Here is a 21,055-nt window from a genome sequence, read left to right on the forward strand (position 1 = left end):
CGGCTGGTTGTTTATTTTTAATCGTAAATAAACGTAAAGGCGGCCTCGGCTTATTCAGCCGTTCTTTTTAATCGGCTATAAAACAAAGCAGTCTGCTTGCTACTTCGAAAATAACGATATGAAGCCAAAACTGACGCATGCTCTCTTTTTAATTCCTTTTTTGTTGTTGGCAGGATGCTCCTCCTCACCGAAACAGGCAAAGAACACAAAATCTCATGCGGATATGACCATTGACGGCGGATCGGACGATCTGATCCCGGTGGTGGCGGCCCTGCATGATCAGATGCACACCTGGCAGGGAACCCCCTATGAATGGGGCGGTACTGAACAAAGCGGCGTCGACTGCTCGGGTTTCGTCTGGCGCACGTTGAAGGATCGCTTTAACCTGCCGATGGAGCGGATCACCACCCGCGAGCTACTGCACATGGGCGTGCGGGTCAATAAGCGGGATTTACGTCCCGGCGATCTGGTGTTCTTCCGCACCCGGGCCGGGATGCACGTTGGCTTTTACGATACCGATCATAATTTCCTTCACGCCTCGAGCAGCCAGGGCGTGATGCGTTCTTCGCTGGACAACCCTTACTGGGAGTCGGCGTTCTATCAGGCGCGTCGTCTGCCGAAGGAGTATAACGCGCAGATCACCATGAACAGCGACACCCTGCATCTGGCGAAGAATCGCCGCTAAAAAAAAAGCCGCAGCCTGGGCTGCGGCGGGTGGTTCTGCAGTTGATCAGAACTGGTAGGTCATGCCCAGCGCGACGATGTCGTCATCGTTGATGCCGAGTTTGTTATCGCTTTTCAGCTGGTTGATTTTGTAATCCACGAAGGCGTTCATGTTTTTGTTGAAGTAGTAGGTCAGGCCCACGTCAATGTAGTTAACCAGATCTTCGCTCCCCACCCCTTCGATATCCTTCCCTTTCGACAGCACATAGCCGAGGGACGGACGCAGACCGAAGTCGAACTGATACTGGGCCACCGCTTCAAAGTTCTGCGCTTTGTTGGCAAAACCGCCGCTGATCGGGGTCATTTTGCGGGTTTCAGAGTACATGGTCGCCAGGTAGATATTGTTGGCGTCATATTTCAGGCCGGTCGCCCAGGCTTCCGCTTTCGAACCCTGGCCGCGGGCCAGCAAGTTCTGATCGTTGGTACGGTCGGAGCTAGTGTAGGCTGCGCTGACGGCGAAGTCGCTGCCGCCGAAATCATAGCTTAACGAGGTGCCGACACCGTCGCCGTTCTGTTTCTTCGCTTCACGGCCTTCGTTTTTACCCTGGTACTGCAGGGTCAGATCCAGGCCATCCACCAGACCGAAGAAGTCGGTGTTGCGGTAGGTCGCCAGGCCGCTGGCGCGCTTGGTCATAAAGTTATCGGTCTGAGCGGATGAGTCGCCGCCGAATTCCGGGAACATATCGGTCCAGGCTTCCACGTCGTACAGGGCGCCAAGGTTACGGCCGTAGTCGAAAGAACCGTAGTTCTTCAGCTTCACGCCGGCGAACGCCAGACGAGTCTTCTGGCTGGAGTCGCTCTCGGTTTTGTTACCCGAGAATTCAGATTCCCAACGGCCATAGCCGGTCAGGTCTTCGTTAATCTGCGTTTCGCCTTTAATACCGAAACGCACGTAGGTCTGATCGCCATCCTTGCTGTCATAGTCGCTGAAGTAATGCATGGCTTTAATCTTGCCGTACACATCCAGCTTGTTCGCGTTCTTATTATAAACTTCCGCTGCCTGTGTCGCCGTTGAAGCCACAAAGCCCATCATCATTAATGCCAGAGTACTCTTTTTCATTATTCAGTCCTGGTGATTTATTTATACGCGCTATTCAATTGCGGGCGCTCGCCCATCAAAAACAGGAGGTTTTTTAACGCCGGGAGATTAAATATTTATGACAAGGTGGAACTTTTTATAAAAAAGCGTATTTAAATGTATCTGACATATTTTTGTCATACTCCCTCTCCAGAATGCCCGATCCCGCGCAATAAAATGGCGCGCCCGCCGCCCCGGGTGTTGGCAAGCGGGCCGACTCCTGCTACAACATCAGCTCGATATCGATATTCCTTTTGAACGGCAGAGAATCATGAGTGAAAGCCAGACGCTGGTGGTAAAACTGGGCACCAGTGTTTTAACAGGCGGGTCCCGTCGCCTGAACCGCGCCCATATCGTCGAGCTCGTGCGCCAGTGCGCACAGCTTCACGCCATGGGACACCGTATTGTCATCGTGACCTCCGGGGCCATTGCCGCCGGGCGCGAGCACCTTGGTTACCCGGAACTGCCCGCCACCATCGCCTCCAAGCAGCTGCTGGCGGCGGTGGGACAAAGCCGTCTGATCCAGCTGTGGGAACAGCTGTTTTCTATCTATGGCATTCACGTTGGCCAGATGCTGCTGACCCGCGCCGACATGGAAGACAGAGAACGGTTCCTCAACGCCCGCGACACCCTGCGCGCGCTGCTGGATAACAGCATCGTCCCGGTCATTAACGAAAATGACGCCGTCGCCACCGCGGAAATCAAAGTGGGCGATAACGACAATCTCTCCGCGCTGGCCGCGATCCTCGCCGGGGCGGATAAGCTGCTGCTGTTAACCGACCAGCCTGGCCTGTTCACCGCCGACCCGCGCAGCAACCCGCAGGCGGAGCTGATTAAAGACGTCTACGGCATCGACGACGCGCTGCGCGCCATCGCCGGCGACAGCGTCTCCGGTCTCGGCACCGGCGGCATGGGCACCAAGCTGCAGGCCGCGGACGTCGCCTGCCGCGCGGGGATTGATACTATTATCGCCGCCGGCAACCGCCCGGACGTCATCGGCCACGCGATGGAAGGTCTGCCGGTGGGCACCTGCTTCCACGCACTGGAGTCTCCGCTGGAGAACCGTAAGCGCTGGATCTTCGGCGCGCCGCCGGCCGGTGAACTGACCGTCGATGCGGGCGCGACCCAGGCGATCCTCGAACGAGGCAGCTCGCTGCTGCCAAAAGGCATCAAAATCGTCAGCGGCAACTTCTCCCGCGGCGAAGTGATCCGCATCCGCAATAGCGAAGGACGCGATATCGCACACGGCGTCAGCCGCTACAACAGCGACGCGCTGCGCCTTATCGCCGGCCAGCACTCGCAGCAAATCGATGCCATTCTGGGCTACGAATACGGCCCGGTGGCCGTCCACCGCGATGATATGATCATCCGTTAAGGAGCTGAAAATGCTGGAACAAATGGGCATTGCCGCCAAAGCGGCCTCCTGGCAGCTGGCGTTACTCTCCAGCCGGGAAAAGAACCAGGTACTGGAAAAGATCGCCGATTATCTGGAAGCGCAGACCGACGATATTCTGCGCGCCAACGCGGAAGATTTAGCGGAAGCTCGCGCCAATGGTCTGAGTGAAGCGATGCTCGATCGCCTCGCGCTGACCCCGGCGCGTCTGAGCGGCATCGCCAGCGATGTGCGCCAGGTGTGCAATCTGGCCGACCCGGTCGGCCAGGTGATCGACGGCGGGCTGCTGGACAGCGGTCTGCGTATTGAACGTCGCCGCGTCCCGCTGGGGGTGATTGGCGTGATTTATGAAGCGCGTCCCAACGTGACAGTCGACGTCGCCTCCCTGTGTCTGAAAACCGGCAACGCGGCGATCCTGCGCGGCGGGAAAGAGACCTGGCGCACCAACGCCGCCACGGTGAAGGTGATCCAGCAGGCGCTGCAGGAGTGCGGTCTGCCGGCCGCCGCGGTACAGGCTATCGAGAGCCCGGATCGCGCGCTGGTGGGGGAAATGCTGAAGATGGATAAATACATCGATATGCTGATCCCCCGCGGCGGCGCGGGCCTGCACAAGCTGTGCCGCGAGCAGTCAACGATCCCGGTGATCACCGGCGGGATTGGCGTGTGCCATATCTTCGTTGATGAAACCGCCGAGATCGCCCCTGCGCTGAAGATCATTGTCAACGCCAAGACCCAGCGGCCGAGCACCTGCAACACCGTGGAAACGCTGCTGGTACACCGCAACATCGCCGACACCTTCCTGCCGGCGTTAAGCAAGCAGATGGCCGAGAGCGGCGTCACCCTGCACGCCGCCCCCTCCGCCCTGCCCGCGCTGCAAAATGGCCCTGCAAAGGTCGAGCCGGTGAAAGCGGAGCAGTATGACGACGAGTATCTGTCGCTGGATCTGAACGTCAAAGTGGTGGCCGATATGGATGAGGCTATCGCCCATATCCGCGAACATGGCACCCAGCACTCCGACGCCATCCTGACCCGCACCCTGCGTAACGCCAACCGCTTTATCAATGAAGTGGACTCTTCTGCGGTCTACGTGAACGCCTCCACGCGCTTCACCGACGGCGGCCAGTTCGGCCTCGGCGCGGAAGTGGCGGTCAGCACTCAGAAGCTGCACGCCCGCGGCCCGATGGGGCTGGAAGCGTTAACCACCTATAAGTGGATTGGTTTCGGCGACGATACCATTCGTGCGTAAATGAGAACGGGCGATGCAAAAATAGGCAGTTGATTCCACTGACTATTGACGCATCGCCCGCTAAGTTCTAACCTTTTGCCTCGTGATTCACGCTCGTGAACACCTCTTGCAGGGCCGATATAGCTCAGTTGGTAGAGCAGCGCATTCGTAATGCGAAGGTCGTAGGTTCGACTCCTATTATCGGCACCATTTCAAACTCTTCTCAAGTCTACCGAAATCAACTCAAAGCCCTTATACTGCGGTTTCTAGCCCGTATCTTATCTCCTGTTATCAACTGTATTCAACCGAAATCAAGTTACAGTTGGGGGCATAAGTGGGGGCATTCTGTGTTCGGTCCAGGGAGATGCCCCCAATGAAGCTAAATGCGCGACAGGTAGATGCAGCTAAACCCAGAGAGAAAGCCTATAAGCTGGCAGATGGTGCTGGTTTGTATCTTGAGGTTGTTCCCTCTGGCTCCCGATACTGGCGGATGAAATATCGCTTCAATGGAAAAGAGAAGCGTATGGCTTTTGGGGTCTATCCGGCAGTGTCCCTTGCACAAGCGAGAGCACTGCGTGATGAAGCCAAGAAAAAACTGGCCGAGGGTATCGATCCATCGTTTGCCAAGAAAGAAGAAAAGCTGGTTCGGGATGTGCAGCTCAATAATACGTTTCAGGCAGTTGCGCTTGAATGGCACGGAACGAAGGTGAGCCGATGGTCAGAAGGTTATGCCTCCGACATTATCGAAGCTTTCAATAAAGATATTTTCCCCTATATAGGCCAGCAACCGGTGAATGAAATCAAACCGCTAGTTCTGCTGAATGTGCTACGTCGAATGGAAAGCCGTGGTGCGACAGAGAAGGCTAAGAAGGTTCGCCAGCGCTGCAGCGAAGTCTTTCGTTACGCCATCGTTACCGGCCGTGCGGAATACAATCCTGCGGCGGATCTAACCAGCGCGATGTCAGGGCATGAATCAAAGCATTATCCCTTCCTTACTGTTGAGGAGTTACCTGATTTCTTCAAAGCTCTCTCAGGCTATACAGGAAGTCCGCTGGTTGTTCTTGCCGCTCGTCTGCTGATCCTTACGGGAGTCCGTACTGGCGAGCTTCGAGGTGCTTTCTGGAGTGAGTTTGATCTTGAGAAAGCGGTGTGGGAAATTCCTGCCGAGCGAATGAAGATGAAACGGCCTCACCTTATCCCCCTCTCTACCCAAGCGCTGGAGATCGTACAGCAGCTCAAAGTGATGTCTGGGCAATATCCTCTGGTGTTTCCAGGAAGGAATGACCCCCGTAAAACGATGAGCGAAGCGAGTATAAATCAGGTGTTCAAGCGGATTGGATACACGGGGAAGGTAACGGGGCATGGTTTCCGTCACACGATGAGTACGATTTTGCACGAGGAAGGGTTCAATACGGCATGGATTGAAACCCAGCTTGCGCATGTCGATAAGAATGCGATTCGTGGGACGTACAACCATGCGTTGTATCTGGAAGGGCGGAGGGAGATGATGCAGTGGTATGCGGATTACATTGATAACATTGGTAAAATTAATCTAATCATAGCATCATAATTTCACCTACAAACTTAGCTACTTATTCGTTAGATAAAGTGAAAATACAAGCAGGTCTCCTTCAAAACGGAGGAGTTCCATACCAGAAAATTTCTTTTTTTGCTGAGTTTCATTTCTGCTTTCTGGAGAAAAATTACATTTACTTCTGAAGATCTGCTTAGTTATGTAAGTTCAAACGATAGATACAAACGCAGGCTATAACGCTCTGTGAGGGATTCAGAAAGTCGATTGAATGTAGTGCCAATGGGGCACGGTAAGATATGTGAGTTTTACCTTTAAACTGACCATGCTAATGGAGGCATAATGGCTCGTATCGCTTGTCTTGGATGGGGTTCCTTAATTTGGGAGCCAAGAGGTTTACCTGTTCAGGGGAAATGGTCTGAGGATGGCCCACTTATATCCGTTGAATTCGCCAGACAGTCGCTAGATGGACGGATTACGCTTGTGCTAGTCGAAACTGATCGATTAGTGCCTTCCCTGTGGGCGATAATGGAATCAGTGGATCTTACCTCTAGTATTGAGGCTTTACGTTGCCGTGAAGGTATCCCAATAAAAAATATTGAAAAGCATGTTTGCAGGTGGTCTGCTGGTCAGCCTTCTCCAAAACTGATCCCAGGATTGTCTGAATGGGCTGACACCAATAACGTGGACCATGTGGTATGGACCGGTCTCCCTCCAAAATTCAACGGTAAAGAAATCCTTCCAACAGCCGAAAAAATTGTGAAGTATTTAGAACAACTATCTGGAGAACAAAGAGATAGGGCGGAGCAATACATTCGTCGTGCACCGCGTCAGATCGACACCATGTATCGGCGTATTATTGAATCATCGCTCCAGTGGCATTCAACGGGCGGTGAATAGGTATCTGGTCAGACCTGTGTTGAGGGCTGACATTTTAGCATGTGTTTGAGCTGATTAAGAGGAGGCAGGCTAGGGTTTCGCGGGTGCGTATAAACAGAATAAGATACCTTAACTCAGACTCGAGGACGTCCGTCATAAATGTCAGCCCCAAAACTACTAATTGCGGTGGCAAGTATGCCGTAAATTACCCCACTGCAAACCAGTAATTGTTTACGAGGTTACTATCCCCCGTTTAATCTAATGTTTTGACAGCATTGTTACAGTAGTAATGGATTGCCGATCTTGTTTTAAGGTGAATGCCCAACAAAAGGAGCTGTTATGCTACCCGACCATTTAAAAGGTTTACATTTAAGGTCAGCAGGTTTGATAACCGTTGAAGGCCGGACCATAAATGTTTGGGAGTTCTCGCCCCCAACTGATCCGGCGATTCTTGACAGTTGGGCACTGCATTTTCGTCGGCAATACTGTACAGACCAGGAGCTTCCTGAGCTCTTGTGCGGGACAGGAATGACGATAGAACAGTATCTAAATGCACATATTTTCCCCGACAAAGTCAAGGCTCCCGGGCCATCAATTCGTTCTGGTGATTTCGCTGAATTTCTCATTTCCGACTACTTGGAGTTCACGCTCAATCTGTGGGTACCCCGAGGAAAATACGCTGACAAAGCCAGCAACAATGAGTCCGTCAAAGGCGTTGATATACTAGGCTTCCATCAGTTGGATATTGCTACTCCCAATCGAGGGGATGCCCTTTATGCCTTTGAAGTTAAAGCGTCTCTTTCAGGTGGTATATATGGTGGCCAGCTCCAAAATGCTGTTGACGATGGTTCTAACGATCAACACATAAGGCAAGCTTTCACGTTAAACGCCACTAAACGTAGGTACCTTCGTGAAGGAAAGACACTGGAAGTGAGCCGAATTGCACGGTTTCAGAATCCTGCAGATAACCCTTATACATATTACTCAGGTGCGGTTGCTGTTCTTTGCAACACAGCTTTCAATGAAGAAGAGCTTGCCAAGACACTGGCCAACACGCACTCAAATGAGGCAGCACTTTATCTGATGGTTGTGAGATCCGATCTTCAGATGAAACTGGTTCATGAACTTTACGAGAGGGCCTGCAAATGAAGGCTGGATTCAATAGCAAACGCCTCTTTGGCATAACACGCTCGAAAGGTAAGATGTACGAGTTTGGTCTGGATGAGTCTCTGCATCTCAGAATGCCTGAAGGTTCAGATCCTCTGCAGCTGTTTATTATGACCGTAGCAACCTTGGGCGACGTTACCGGGGTGCTGGCTGAGCTGTCACTGCCATTAGTTTCTCTTCCCCCTGAGCCGCAAGCGGAGCTGAATTTCTGCGCCAGCTTTTTTGACGCAGTTCTGGATTCAGGATTTGCACAAGGCCTCGAAAGCACAACATTACTATTAGCCTCTGCCGCCTATTATGTGGCTCGACGCCCGGGAAGTAGCTTAGTCCTTGCCCGTCGAATTGAACCTAAAGAAGAAGACAACAATGTTGAGCATTTGCTTCAATGGTTGCTCAAAGCGGACTGGAGGACTTACTGGCTTTTAGACGACAAACGTTATGGACCGCTGCTAACATCGTTTTCGCGTGCTGTTGCTAACCATTTTGCCGAAGGTACCCAGCTACAAGAGATTGATGTACTGATGAAACTCCTCAGGAATGAGGCTTATAAAATGGGCACTCCCGAGGAAGTGCTTTATGCAGATGTCGCCATATCGATTTGTCGTATGAGGCTTGCAGCATCTGCTTGGGTAACCCTCTCCCAATATTCAGGTTTATCAGTGGATCATTGGCGGCCGGTCATTCAGAGGGAACGCTTTCCTAAAGAACTCTGGCCTTCTCAGATTCTTTTAGGGGAAAGAGGGATATTCAGAGGTGACTCGGGCTTGATTCAGATGCCTACAAGTGCCGGGAAAACTAGGTCGATTGAGTTAGTTCTGCGCAGTGCATTCATGTCTGGGCGCACGAAGCTTGCGGTTGTGGTTGCACCCTTTCGGGCACTCTGCCATGAAATTGCCTTATCACTTCGGCAAGATTTGGCCGGCGATGACATTAAAGTCAATGAGCTGACGGATGCCTTGCAGATTGACTTCGTTGAACAAATTGCTGACCTTCTGGGAAGTGCCCCGCCCTCAACATCGAACGTATTAGTCCTCACACCCGAAAAGTTTCTCTATGTGCTGCGTCAGTCCTCTCAGGCTTTGAAACACATTGGTCTTGTCGTTTACGACGAGGGGCACCAGTTTGATACTGGCGTGAGAGGTATAACCTATGAATTGTTGCTCACCGAAATCAAGGGATTGCTGCCTGATACAGCGCAGACTCTACTTATTTCAGCTGTGATGCAAAATCCACAGGCCATTGCTAGCTGGCTGATGGGTGAGGATAAGGCACAGGTTATTGACGGCGCAACGCTATTACCTACGAGCCGGTCTGTTGCCTTTGCAAGCTGGACAGAGTCGCTTGGACAGTTAATGTTTTATGAAAATGGATATGACAAAGAGGACTACTTTGTTCCGAGAATAATCGAAGCGGCACAGCTATCGGGAATTAAAGCAGACAGCTCGATATTTCCGACCCGGACGAAATCGAGCGACGTATCGCTCTATTTGGGTCTACGCGTTATTAGTAAGGGATCCGTAGCTATTTTCTGTGGGACAAAGTTGATTGCAAATGGTATAGCAAAAAGGGCTGTCCAGATTGCGGATGCAGGATATAACACGTTATGGCCTTCAACCTACGCTAATCCTGAAGAAGTCATGGCACTGAAAACTATTATTGAGGGTAATTTCGGTAGCAATTCCTTTCTTTTAAAAGCTGCAAAGCTGGGTATATACACGCATCACAGTAATACACCTCAGGGTATACGCTTAGCACTAGAACATGGTATGCAGAAAGGACTGATTAACTTTATTGCATGCACATCTACGCTTGCTCAAGGTGTAAACTTGCCTATTCGCTATCTTATCGTGCAGGGAGTATATCAGGGGGTAGGACGTGTCAAAGTTCGCGACTTCCAGAATCTTATTGGGCGTGCCGGTCGTGCAGGGATGCATACTGAGGGGGTTGTAATCTTCGCTGATTCAACAGTTTGGGACAGAAGGAAAAATTGGCAGGAAGGATGGAAATTTCAAAGCGCTGTGGAGCTTCTCTCTCCTGACCGCGCTGAAGGCGTTACCAGTTCACTCCTTTTATTGTTAAAACCTTTTGCACTCCCCCGTAACCAAGAATTGCCCTTTGCTGGGGGCGATTTGCTGGATTTTATGGATAAGGAGGTTGAGTGGGAAGGCTGGGCTAATCTGGTGGCGGATTCAGACCCTCGCCTCAGTAAGTCGCAAAAAGATGCTCTAGTAAAAGCGCTGTTGAGCTCCTTGGCAGAACGGAAAAAGATGACGCATACACTTGAAAGCTATCTAATGGCAAACTGTGCTGCGATGGATGCAACCGCCTTTGAACAGAGGGCCGGGGAACTTGCACGCGAGACATTGGCGTACTCGCTTGCCTCTGCCGAAGAGGCTGAGAAACTTGAAGAATACTTCAGATTGGTTGCCAGACGTATTGAGTCGGTTGAGAGCTCACCCTTAAAGCAGGCATTCTTCGGCAAGACATTGCTGGGCGCAAAGCAGACTAAATTTATTGAAGTATGGTCAGGCGAACATAGAGCAATGCTGCTAGCGCTGGATTCCTCTAATGGATGGCTCAATGCCGTCTGGCCACTACTGACCGAGCTCTGCGACAATCGTTTTTTCCGTAGCGTCGAGCCTGCAGGTGCAGGGTTCGAGATCGCACTTTCGTGGATGTGCGGAATGAGTTACGGAGAAATCTTCAAGAAAGCATCTCAGATGCAGGTTAAAAAGAAAGCCGGTAAGCGTAAACAAAAAGTGAGTGACGACGATATTCTTAAGTTCTTGGAGAGCACACTGGCATTTGATTGTTCGCTCATTCTGGCAGCTCTTGCACAATTCCTTTTTAGTCCAGAGGAAATAATCGGAGAGCAAGGGGCATCGCTCGCTCATTTTCAGAAGAGCCTAAAAAATGGCCTCCCTGACGTGCTATCCATGAGTATATTTGAGGCGGGATTTGCTGACCGTTTTATTTCTCAAGCTATTCGCGACGCTCTCCTCCAGGATGGATATGGAGGCAGCTCATTTGATGAGGCTAGGCAAAATCATTTAAGCGTTATTGAGCAAGTTGTCAAAGGAACCCCTGCTTATTTCAATTACGTTTTAAGCTCATACTGATGTCTGGTGGACTCGTAGCACGGTGCATTATGCTGCATGGGTTCCACCACATGATGCGTACCATTTTGCATGAATAGAAATTTAACACTGTCTTGAGTGAGTTACAGCTTGCTCACGTCGATAAAAACTAATCCGCGAAACGTATAACACGCTAGCGTTTATGTGGGTTATATAGTGATATAGAGAACTCTTGTTTACTTTTAAAATACTAAGAGCTATATATTCTTGAGTCTAATTGTAGCAATCCTTTGCTACAATTAGATTATTCTTACATTTTAAGTAAGCGATTATATCTTAAGTTGAAGGCCTCTTTTCCACCTTCCATTATCTCACAAACATTAAGTCTGACATCAGTGTCACATAAACCACCTGCAGATAGTAATTGCACCTGACCGCCGTTAAAATGCATAACATTTATGTACTCAGCATCTCCATTTACAACTATGTTTGGGTTGTGGGTAATGATTATAATTTGTCTTCTTCTTTTATTGCTATGTATTTGAGATACTATTAACTTATTGATTAGAGCATTATCTAAATCATCTTCTGGTTGATCGACTACTATTGGATTATCTCCATGACTTAACAGGAATGCGAGAATTGCAGCGGCTTTCTGTCCCGCAGAACCTCTGTCAATTGAGGCGAACTTCCCTTTTTCAACATCTCTTGCATATTCTACCAGTAAACGGTCTTGTGGAAGCCAATTAATTATTCTTTCTAATATTTCTGGCTGCGACTTTATTTTTTCACATAACGATGTTTTAAATCTGCCATCGACTCTATGTATAGTTACATCTTCACTTGCTGCAATTTTGAATATAGTATCCTTTATTTCTGAGATATATTTTATCGTTTTTCTTAAATCTCCACCATCATTTATCACTTTATAAAGTAAACTATCTTCACGATCATCTTGATAAATGGATGAATTGAACCCATTGCTATAACCTAGAATAGAACGGAAATCATTTTCAATATTGTTTTTATCTCCAAATGGAATGATTGACATTTTAACATATTTATTATTCCCAATTACTGAACGGATGAATTTCTCTCGTTTTTTTTGTAGGCGTCTACGTAAGATGTAACTCAAGGAAATCGAACGATTAAAATCTGTTTTGTAAGACTCAAGTTTATTTTCTTCTTCTACGATTTCATCTAACTGTTTTTGTGTGTTATTTCTTTTTTCGATCCATTGTTCATATTCTTGAGGGTTCAGTTCATGCCCTTTGCTTTCGTAAGTTTGAACAACGTCCTTATACCGATCAATGATTTTTTTACTATTTTTTTTCCATTCAGAGTTATCGAGTGCTTGTACGGTTTGCTGTACAATGTTGTCAATCTTTTCTTTTGATGATTTGATATCAGATATGACTTTATCAATTTCAGCAGTGAAATTTTTATGAATTTCACTTACTTCATTTTCATTTTCTAACTCATGTCCTAAATTAGATAAATCAAGAGGGACTGTGTTAAAATCAATAATTGATTGTAATGCATTGCTCAAACTTTCTATTTGGAAACTATCTTCTATTTTTGTTTGTTTTTTTGATAGCGTTTGATAGTTATTAAAAACATCTTTATGCCCACCCTTTTCAAAGCTGGATATATCAGAGTTTAAGTCATCAATTTGAGCTTGAATAGAGGTTTTTTCAAGAGCGCTCAGCTCAATTTTCCTAATGCTTTTTGCTAAATTAATTGATGTAACTTGTTGGGAAGCTAATTTCTGTTTCCAGCTGGAAATATCTACTTGTGGTGTTCGATCAACTATGTTTAGTAAACTTTCAGGATTAGATGCTAAGGCATTGATTTGCTTTTGGCTATAAATGCTTATATTGAATCTTTCCTCTGGTTTGCCCGGAGCATCTTGCCACTCTTCATTTTCAAATTTCTTTATTTCAATGTCATTATTTTTTGTCCATATAACATTAAATAAATCATCACGCCTCTTTATTCCTACACTGATTTCGGTATCATCTCTAGTAACTCCATCAATAAAAGAATCTAGATCTCTTTTTATAGATTGTAAGCCGACTAACTCTTCAGATCTACCCATCGCAATTCGTAGTGATTCAACAAATGTTGATTTACCAGCGCCACGTCCACCAATTATAGCATTGAAGAGAGGGTGCAGTTTTATCTCAACAGGTTTTCCTGGGATAATTCCACAGTGGGTCATTTTTTTAATTGTTAGGTTGTTAATTGACAGGTTTGGTAGAGAATTAGGATCGTCAATTTCGTTACTTACGCAGAATTTATTATCGTATAAGGCAAGCCTTAAACCATCAATTGTTGGTTTTCCCATCTTGATCCAAGAGGTATTAGCTCCTAGTCTAGACTTTTCGTGAGCATCAGAACCTTTAACTCTACCTATATCTTGAAATGTCTTTTGTAGTTCTACATCTACGCTATCAAGGAAGTTTAAATCGACAAATTCTGCTGCAACAATTTTTTTTGCCCATGTACTTATTTCTGAGTTGTTGTTTTTTATTCCCTTTAATAGCCCTTTAGGACCATCAATATGCGCAGGAATAGCAATTCCATTTTCCTTGCTTATCAGCTCAATTACTTTATCAACAGATTCGGTAGCGCATGTTGACTCTGCATCTCCATGTCCTTCCGTAATCCCACACATGCCAAGCACACCATTAATTTTAGCTGTGCCACAAGAGGGGTCAAAAATTGATAATATATGAACCCTAGATTGCCCGGTGCTTACGGTTATTTCACATCCTGGGAATAAAATTAATGGGCGATATTCTTGATAGGATGTTTCAAGCGCTTTTAGCTCTTGCTTCAAGATATCAATCCATGCCCCACTAACATGGTCAGTTACTGCAACGCAGTCAACCTCTCTTTCCATCAGGGCAATGAGCCACTCTTTTGCTGTTTCTGCTGGCGCTTTGTAATCTGATGAGGCAGGAGTGTGTGTATGAAAATCAAATTTATACCAATAGCTTCCTACATTAGTGTACATATCAAAGTCCTACTAAGTTATTAAGCTGAAACGTTTTATTGTTTTAAAACATGATGTTAAATCATATTTCCTATTCACATTTTTTACTATTAAATTTTAAAAATTTTGAGTTTTGCTTTCATATATGAAAAAATGCATGTGATGTTGATCGTTTCATTTTTCCGCGTGATAATGAATGTTTCCGTCAGAGGAGAAATTCCTATGAAGCCCCTACAACTCTTCAAAAACCTCTCCGATGAAACCCGTCTAGGGATCGTACTGCTGCTCAGAGAGATGGGAGAGCTGTGCGTGTGCGATCTCTGTACAGCGCTGGATCAGTCGCAGCCCAAGATCTCCCGCCATCTGGCAATGCTCCGGGAAAGCGGTCTATTGCTGGATCGCAAGCAGGGGAAATGGGTTCATTATCGCTTATCCCCGCATATTCCATCCTGGGCTGCTCAGGTGATTGAGCAGGCCTGGTTAAGCCAACAGGACGACGTACAGGCCATCGCCCGTAAGCTGGCATCGGCAAACTGCTCTGGTAGCGGTAAGGCTGTTTGCATCTAAAAAATTTGCCTGAACATATATGTTTTTCCAAATGTGAGGTATTCAAAATGAAGACGTTAACGGTGTTTGACCCGGCAATGTGCTGCAGTACCGGCGTATGTGGCTCAGATGTCGATCAGGTTCTGGTTGATTTTTCTGCTGATGTGCAGTGGCTGAAAGGACGTGGTGTACAGGTTGAACGTTACAACCTGGCGCAGCAGCCCATGAGCTTTGTTCAGAATGAGAAAGCGAAAGCATTCCTCGAAGCATCTGGAGCAGAAGGTCTTCCGTTACTGCTATTGGACGGTGAAACGGTGATGGCAGGGCGATACCCAAAACGCGCTGAGCTGGCTCGCTGGTTCGGTATTCCGCTGGAGAAGGTAGGGTTAGCTCCCACCAGCTGCTGTGGTGGTAATACTTCCTGTTGCTGAATATGTCAGGAGGACATATGAAATTCTTACAGAATATCCCGCCTTACCTGTTTTTTACCGGTAAGGGAGGTGTAGGTAAAACTTCTATTTCCTGCGCGACGGCAATCCGCCTTGCTGAACAGGGTAAGCGGGTTTTGCTGGTCAGTACCGATCCGGCCTCCAATGTCGGTCAGGTATTCGATCAGGCTATCGGTAATACCATTCGCCCTGTGACGGCAGTTCCTGGGCTTTCTGCTCTGGAGATTGACCCGCAGGAAGCCGCCCAGCAATACCGCGCCAGAATCGTTGATCCTATCAAAGGTCTTCTGCCTGATGATGTTGTTAACAGTATCAGCGAGCAGCTTTCAGGAGCCTGTACGACTGAGATTGCGGCGTTTGATGAGTTCACCGGCTTATTGACAGACGCTTCCCTGCTGACCCGTTTCGATCACATCATTTTTGATACAGCGCCGACGGGCCACACGATTCGCCTTCTCCAGCTTCCCGGTGCCTGGAGTAGCTTCATTGAAAGTAATCCAGATGGTGCTTCCTGTCTTGGCCCAATGGCCGGGCTGGAAAAGCAGCGTGAGCAGTATGCTCATGCAGTAGAGGCGTTGTCCGATCCTGAACGTACCCGCCTGGTTCTGGTTGCACGACTGCAAAAATCTACGCTGCAGGAAGTCGCCCGCACCCATGAAGAACTCGCCGCAATTGGCCTGAAAAACCAATACCTGGTGATTAATGGTGTGCTGCCTAAAGCCGAAACTGAACATGACGCCCTGGCCGCTGCGATTTGGCAACGTGAGCAGGAGGCACTGGCAAATCTTCCTGCCGGTTTATCTGGGCTACCGACAGATACCCTATTACTACAGCCAGTCAATATGGTTGGTGTTTCAGCATTGAAGGGACTGCTGGATACCGGTTCTGAGGCATTACCGCTCCCGGTAACGAACATCCAGTACACGCCTGAAAATTTATCGCTCTCTGGCCTGGTCAATGATATCGCTCGCAGCGAACACGGCCTGATTATGCTGATGGGCAAAGGTGGCGTAGGGAAAACCACGATGGCTGCTGCCATCGCCGTAAGGCTGGCAGACATGGGATTTGACGTGCATCTCACGACCTCTGATCCTGCTGCGCACCTGAGTACAACGCTGAACGGCAGCCTCAAAAACCTTCAGGTCAGCCGCATCAACCCTCACGATGAAACCGAACGCTATCGCCAGCATGTTCTTGAGACGAAAGGAAGAGATCTGGACGAAGCAGGGAAACGGCTACTGGAAGAGGATTTGCGCTCTCCCTGTACTGAAGAAATTGCCGTGTTTCAGGCCTTTTCCAGGGTGATTCGTGAAGCGGGTAAACGGTTTGTTGTCATGGATACCGCCCCTACCGGACACACGCTGTTGCTGCTGGATGCGACTGGGGCTTACCACCGAGAGATTGCCAAGAAAATGGGGAGTAAAGGTCATTTTACTACCCCAATGATGCAGCTTCAGGACCCGGATAGAACCAAAGTTCTGCTGGTTACGCTTCCTGAAACCACACCGGTGCTGGAAGCGGCAAACCTGCAGGCTGACCTTGAAAGAGCGGGGATTCATCCGTGGGGCTGGATTATCAATAACAGCCTTTCCATTGCGGATACGCGTTCTCCGTTGCTTTGCCAGCGCGCCCAGCAGGAACTGCCTCAGATTGAGGCTGTTAAGAATCAGCACGCTACCCGTATAGCGCTCGTTCCGGTACTGGCGTCAGAGCCCGCCGGTATTGAAAAGCTCAGAGAGTTGATGAGTTAATTTTTTGGCATATACAGGGCGACAAAGTCGCCCTGTCAGGAGGTTTTATGTTACTGGCAGGCGCTATTTTTGTCCTGACCATTGTTTTGGTTATCTGGCAACCAAAGGGATTAGGGATCGGCTGGAGTGCAATGCTGGGCGCGGGACTGGCTCTGATATCTGGCGTTGTGCATGTGGGCGATATTCCGGTGGTGTGGAATATCGTCTGGAACGCGACGGCGACCTTTATTGCCGTGATTATTATCAGCCTGCTGCTTGATGAATCAGGCTTTTTCGAATGGGCGGCATTGCATGTTTCGCGCTGGGGTAACGGTCGTGGCCGTTTGCTCTTTACGTATATCGTCCTGCTAGGTGCAGCGGTGGCGGCATTGTTTGCCAACGATGGTGCGGCATTGATTCTTACTCCAATTGTCATCGCCATGCTACTGGCATTAGGGTTCAGCAAAGGCACGACACTGGCATTTGTCATGGCTGCCGGGTTTATTGCCGATACGGCCAGCCTGCCGCTTATCGTGTCGAACCTGGTGAATATCGTCTCGGCGGACTTCTTTGGTCTGGGATTCACCGAATATGCGTCGGTGATGGTGCCGGTGGATATTGCCGCTATTATCGCCACGCTGGTGATGCTGCATCTGTTCTTCCGCAAAGATATTCCACCGACTTACGACCTGGCTCTCCTTAAAGCACCGGCAAAGGCGATTAAAGATCTGGCAACCTTCAGAACCGGCTGGATAGTGTTGATCCTTCTTCTGGTTGGCTTTTTCGTCCTTGAGCCGTTGGGTATCCCGGTCAGCGCGATTGCTGCTGTAGGAGCTGTCATTCTGTTTGCGGTGGCGAAACGAGGCCATGCCATTAACACTGGCAAAGTGCTGCGCGGTGCGCCATGGCAGATCGTCATCTTCTCATTGGGGATGTATCTGGTGGTCTACGGTCTGCGCAACGCCGGGCTAACCGAATACCTTTCCGGTGTGCTGAACGTACTGGCGGATAAAGGACTCTGGGCTGCGACGCTGGGTACTGGCTTCCTGACGGCTTTCCTGTCTTCCATCATGAACAACATGCCTACCGTGCTGGTTGGCGCTCTTTCTATCGATGGAAGCACCGCAACAGGCGTTATCAAAGAAGCGATGATCTACGCCAACGTGATTGGCTGCGATCTGGGCCCGAAAATTACACCTATTGGTAGCCTGGCAACGCTGCTCTGGCTGCATGTCCTTTCACAGAAGAATATGACCATCACCTGGGGATACTATTTCCGCACCGGGATCGTCATGACTCTGCCTGTGCTGTTTGTAACGCTAGCCGCGCTGGCGCTACGTCTCTCTTTCACTTTGTAATGAGATACTGATATGAGCAACATCACCATTTATCACAACCCAGCCTGCGGCACGTCGCGTAATACGCTGGAGATGATCCGCAACAGCGGTAATGAACCGACAGTCATTCATTACCTTGAAAATCCACCGTCACGCGATGAGTTGGTCAAACTTATCGCAGATATGGGGATTACAGTACGGGCGCTGCTGCGTAAAAATGTCGAGCCTTATGAAGAACTGGGGCTTGCCGAAGACAAGTTTACTGACGAGCAGTTAATCGATTTTATGCTTCAGCATCCGATCCTGATTAACCGCCCGATTGTGGTAACACCGTTGGGAACGCGCCTTTGCCGCCCTTCCGAAGTGGTACTGGATATTCTTCCGGATGCGCAAAAAGGCGCATTTGCTAAGGAAGACGGCGAGAAAGTCGTTGATGAAACAGGTAAGCGATTGAAATAAACATAAAGGGGGCAGACGCCCCCTTATTCCTGCCTCAGAGCATAAGATCTGAATCTTCTGGCAGAGTACTATTTCCTTCACCAAGTTTCATTTGCAGCAAAACCGTGTCAAGCCAGCGGCCATGTTTGAAACCAATGTCCTTTAATGTACCTATTTCAGTAAATCCTGCGCGGATATGAAGCGCTACAGAAGCGACGTTAGCGCTGTCACCCACAACAGCAATCATCTGGCGATAGCCTTCGGACTCGGCCCATTTTAATGCATGATCGAGCAGTGCTTTTCCGACGCCCTGTCGCTGATAAGCCGAATCAATATATATCGAATTTTCGACCGTATACCGATAGGCATGGCGTTCACGGTAACGGGAAATATAACAGTAGCCGATGACCGTATCGCCATGCAGAGCGACATACCAAGGGAATCCCCGAGACTGAATGCTCCTCAGTCGGTTAAGCATTTCCTGCGTATCCGGAGGTTCGGTTTCGAAGCTACCTGTACCATGCAGAACATGGTGAGCATAGATATTGCGTATCGCGGTAATGTGCTGTTCTTCAGCTTTAATAATGTGCATCGAATTGCTCCAGTAATGGTGTTTTACAAACTACCGGAATTCGCGACAGCAGGTTAAGTACTTAAACTTATAACCTGTATAAGCAAAAGTTTGGCTGCAGTAAATGGGGCCGCAGCCCCATCTATTAGCCCGCCATTTCTGCCAGCAGAGCCGTACCCACAGGTTCTTCATTCTGCAGTGGCGTTAATGCAATACGCTTTGCATACTGCTCTATAACGTCATTTATCAATGACAGTTCGCGACTTGCTCGGGTTACGAGGAACGGTGAGGACGGTTTCGCAGCAGCCAGACTGCTATTAATTACCCATGCCCATGGCTCAATTTCAGCCCGACGCAAATCCTGCTGCAGGTTTGCTGCTTCCAGTACAGGTGTCGTTTCGGCAAGCGTCACGATAATCACCTTCGTCTTCTCCGGGTCCTGCAATTGCATCATTGGCGTCAACACATTGTCATGCGTTTGCCCCATCTGGCGCACCATTTCCCGGTGATAGGCTCCTGTTGCATCCAGTAGCAGAAGCGTGTGGCCTGTTGGTGCTGTGTCCATAATGACAAAATGATCGTCTGCCTCTTTGATGATCCGCGAGAATGCCTGGAAGACGGCGATCTCTTCAGTACATGGTGAGCGGAGATCTTCCTCCAGCACCGCCAGCCCTTCTGCATCTAACCCTTTCCCCTGATTTTCCAGAACAAAGCGACGATAGCGTTCTGTCTCTACTTTCGGGTCAATACGGCTGACCTGAAGGTTTGGTAGCGAGCCATCCAGCGTATAAGACAGATGTGCTGCCGGATCGGACGTCGTCAGATGGACTTTATGGCCGCGTTTTGCCAGAGATACCGCCACCGATGCCGCAACAGTCGTTTTGCCCACACCGCCTTTACCCATCGTCATTACCAGACCTTTACCTGTCAGGCTGAGTTCATCCACCAATGAGGCAAGTTTCGGTAAATCCAGAGTATTTAGCGTGGTAGTTGGGAGAGACATCGAGGCTTCGCTCTCTGTAAATAACTCACGCAAGGCTTCGAGACCGACCAGATTAAATGGCTTCAGAAACAGCTGCGAGCGGGGAAGGTTCGCCAGATTCTCTGGCATAGCAAGTAGTGCTTTTCCCTCCCGAGCCAAAATACTTTGCGCCAGCGGATCATTCTCACCCACAAATGGTGGCAAGACACCATTAATGGCAAGGTGTTGATGCTGCAAACCGATAGCAGACAGCTCATCATGCGTATGGGAAACCTCTTTTAGTGTCGAAACCTGGGCACGGGCAACCAGAACCAGACGCGTGAGTGCAGCATCAGAGAGAGCCTTAACCGCGTCTGAGTACTGGTGCTGTTGTTTCTCCAGCCCCACCAGCGGCCCGAGGTTAGCGGCGGCATCAGGGTTCGCTTCGAGATAACCGCTCCAGGCCCCCGGCAACTCAAGCATGCGGATAGTGTGACCGGTTGGCGCGGTATCAAATACGATATGGTCATACTTTTCCCGCAACTCATGGTTGGTAAGAAGACCAGTAAACTCATCAAATGCCGCGATTTCCGTAGTACAAGAACCGGAGAGTTGCTCTTCAATACTGCTGACTACATCGGCAGGCATCAGCCCGCGAACAGGGTCGAGCACTCGGTCACGATAGGCTTGTGCTGCAGCCATCGGGTCAACTTCCATCGCCGCAAGATTTTGGACGGTACTGATATCTGTTATTCGGTGGCCGATAGTCTGGCTAAATACCTGACCGACATTGGAAGCCGGATCGGTACTCACCAGAAGCGTTCTCTTACCCTGATCGGCCAGCCACACCGCAGTAGCACAAGCGAGGGATGTTTTACCCACGCCACCTTTACCGGTGAAGAAGATGAACGGGGGAATGTCTTTTAAAAATGGCATATTCATCAGCGATAGC

At 49.1% G+C, this 21,055-nt stretch carries 16 protein-coding genes and 1 tRNA gene; 13 read left to right on the forward strand and 4 right to left on the reverse strand.

Annotated features, from left to right (window positions below; translation table 11 throughout):
* Positions 1-118: 118 nt before the first annotated feature.
* Positions 119-685, forward strand: coding sequence for an NlpC/P60 family protein (locus ABLU73_RS08125; RefSeq protein ID WP_004222859.1), 567 nt, complete (start codon positions 119-121; stop codon positions 683-685).
* A gap of 45 nt (positions 686-730) precedes the next feature.
* Here the strand turns inward: ABLU73_RS08125 and phoE are convergent, their stop codons facing one another.
* Positions 731-1,783 (reverse strand): phosphoporin PhoE, encoded by a 1,053-nt coding sequence (gene phoE / locus ABLU73_RS08130; RefSeq protein ID WP_004204700.1) that lies wholly within the window; start codon positions 1,781-1,783, stop codon positions 731-733.
* A 289-nt stretch (positions 1,784-2,072) separates the two neighbouring features.
* Between phoE and proB the strand changes: the two genes are divergently transcribed.
* From proB to ABLU73_RS08165, 7 genes are all read left to right on the forward strand, one after another.
* A complete protein-coding gene (gene proB / locus ABLU73_RS08135; protein ID WP_064794553.1) occupies positions 2,073-3,176 on the forward strand; it encodes a glutamate 5-kinase in 1,104 nt (367 codons plus the stop codon).
* Between the two features lie 10 nt (positions 3,177-3,186).
* Complete coding sequence (proA, locus tag ABLU73_RS08140) at positions 3,187-4,440, forward strand: glutamate-5-semialdehyde dehydrogenase (RefSeq protein ID WP_004147253.1); 1,254 nt, start codon at positions 3,187-3,189, stop codon at positions 4,438-4,440.
* Positions 4,441-4,553: 113 nt separating this feature from the next.
* A tRNA-Thr gene (locus ABLU73_RS08145) sits at positions 4,554-4,629 on the forward strand.
* A gap of 163 nt (positions 4,630-4,792) precedes the next feature.
* Entirely contained in the window at positions 4,793-5,989 is a 1,197-nt protein-coding gene (locus ABLU73_RS08150) for an integrase arm-type DNA-binding domain-containing protein (RefSeq protein WP_032410151.1), read from the forward strand.
* A 303-nt stretch (positions 5,990-6,292) separates the two neighbouring features.
* The gene (locus ABLU73_RS08155) at positions 6,293-6,850 is read left to right on the forward strand and encodes a hypothetical protein (RefSeq protein WP_071994603.1); all 558 of its coding nucleotides are present in this window, start codon (positions 6,293-6,295) and stop codon (positions 6,848-6,850) included.
* Positions 6,851-7,168: 318 nt separating this feature from the next.
* Complete coding sequence (locus ABLU73_RS08160; RefSeq protein WP_032410149.1) at positions 7,169-7,978, forward strand: hypothetical protein; 810 nt, start codon at positions 7,169-7,171, stop codon at positions 7,976-7,978.
* Positions 7,975-11,115, forward strand: coding sequence for a DEAD/DEAH box helicase (locus ABLU73_RS08165; protein WP_117040066.1), 3,141 nt, complete (start codon positions 7,975-7,977; stop codon positions 11,113-11,115). The genes ABLU73_RS08160 and ABLU73_RS08165 overlap by 4 nt, the downstream gene beginning before the upstream one ends.
* Positions 11,116-11,383: 268 nt before the next feature.
* Here ABLU73_RS08165 and ABLU73_RS08170 read toward each other — a convergent pair whose 3' ends face one another.
* Positions 11,384-14,092 (reverse strand): TrlF family AAA-like ATPase, encoded by a 2,709-nt coding sequence (locus tag ABLU73_RS08170; RefSeq protein ID WP_117267776.1) that lies wholly within the window; start codon positions 14,090-14,092, stop codon positions 11,384-11,386.
* 195 nt (positions 14,093-14,287) lie between these two features.
* On the opposite strand from ABLU73_RS08170, the gene arsR reads away from it, so the two are divergent.
* From arsR to arsC, 5 genes are read left to right on the forward strand one after another with little or no spacing between them, the layout of a single operon-like run.
* Complete coding sequence (gene arsR / locus ABLU73_RS08175; RefSeq protein WP_032410803.1) at positions 14,288-14,638, forward strand: As(III)-sensing metalloregulatory transcriptional repressor ArsR; 351 nt, start codon at positions 14,288-14,290, stop codon at positions 14,636-14,638.
* Between the two features lie 47 nt (positions 14,639-14,685).
* A complete protein-coding gene (arsD, locus tag ABLU73_RS08180; RefSeq protein ID WP_000855179.1) occupies positions 14,686-15,048 on the forward strand; it encodes an arsenite efflux transporter metallochaperone ArsD in 363 nt (120 codons plus the stop codon).
* Positions 15,049-15,065: 17 nt separating this feature from the next.
* On the forward strand, positions 15,066-16,817 hold the full coding sequence (gene arsA / locus ABLU73_RS08185; RefSeq protein ID WP_032410144.1) for an arsenite efflux transporter ATPase subunit ArsA: 1,752 nt from the start codon (positions 15,066-15,068) through the stop codon (positions 16,815-16,817).
* A 47-nt stretch (positions 16,818-16,864) separates the two neighbouring features.
* Positions 16,865-18,154, forward strand: coding sequence for an arsenite efflux transporter membrane subunit ArsB (gene arsB, locus ABLU73_RS08190; protein WP_023305191.1), 1,290 nt, complete (start codon positions 16,865-16,867; stop codon positions 18,152-18,154).
* 12 nt (positions 18,155-18,166) lie between these two features.
* On the forward strand, positions 18,167-18,592 hold the full coding sequence (arsC, locus tag ABLU73_RS08195) for a glutaredoxin-dependent arsenate reductase (protein WP_044599771.1): 426 nt from the start codon (positions 18,167-18,169) through the stop codon (positions 18,590-18,592).
* A gap of 34 nt (positions 18,593-18,626) precedes the next feature.
* On the opposite strand, the gene ABLU73_RS08200 is transcribed toward arsC, so the two are convergent.
* Entirely contained in the window at positions 18,627-19,163 is a 537-nt protein-coding gene (locus tag ABLU73_RS08200) for a GNAT family N-acetyltransferase (RefSeq protein WP_032410141.1), read from the reverse strand.
* Between the two features lie 124 nt (positions 19,164-19,287).
* Positions 19,288-21,045 carry an arsenical pump-driving ATPase gene (gene arsA / locus ABLU73_RS08205; protein WP_032410140.1) on the reverse strand — a complete coding sequence of 586 codons (1,758 nt, stop codon included), beginning with the start codon at positions 21,043-21,045 and terminating at the stop codon, positions 19,288-19,290.
* Between the last annotated feature and the right edge of the window lie 10 nt (positions 21,046-21,055).

The sequence above is a fragment of the Klebsiella sp. GG_Kp175 genome, from assembly GCF_040062325.1.
Classification (GTDB): Bacteria; Pseudomonadota; Gammaproteobacteria; order Enterobacterales; family Enterobacteriaceae; genus Klebsiella; species Klebsiella quasipneumoniae.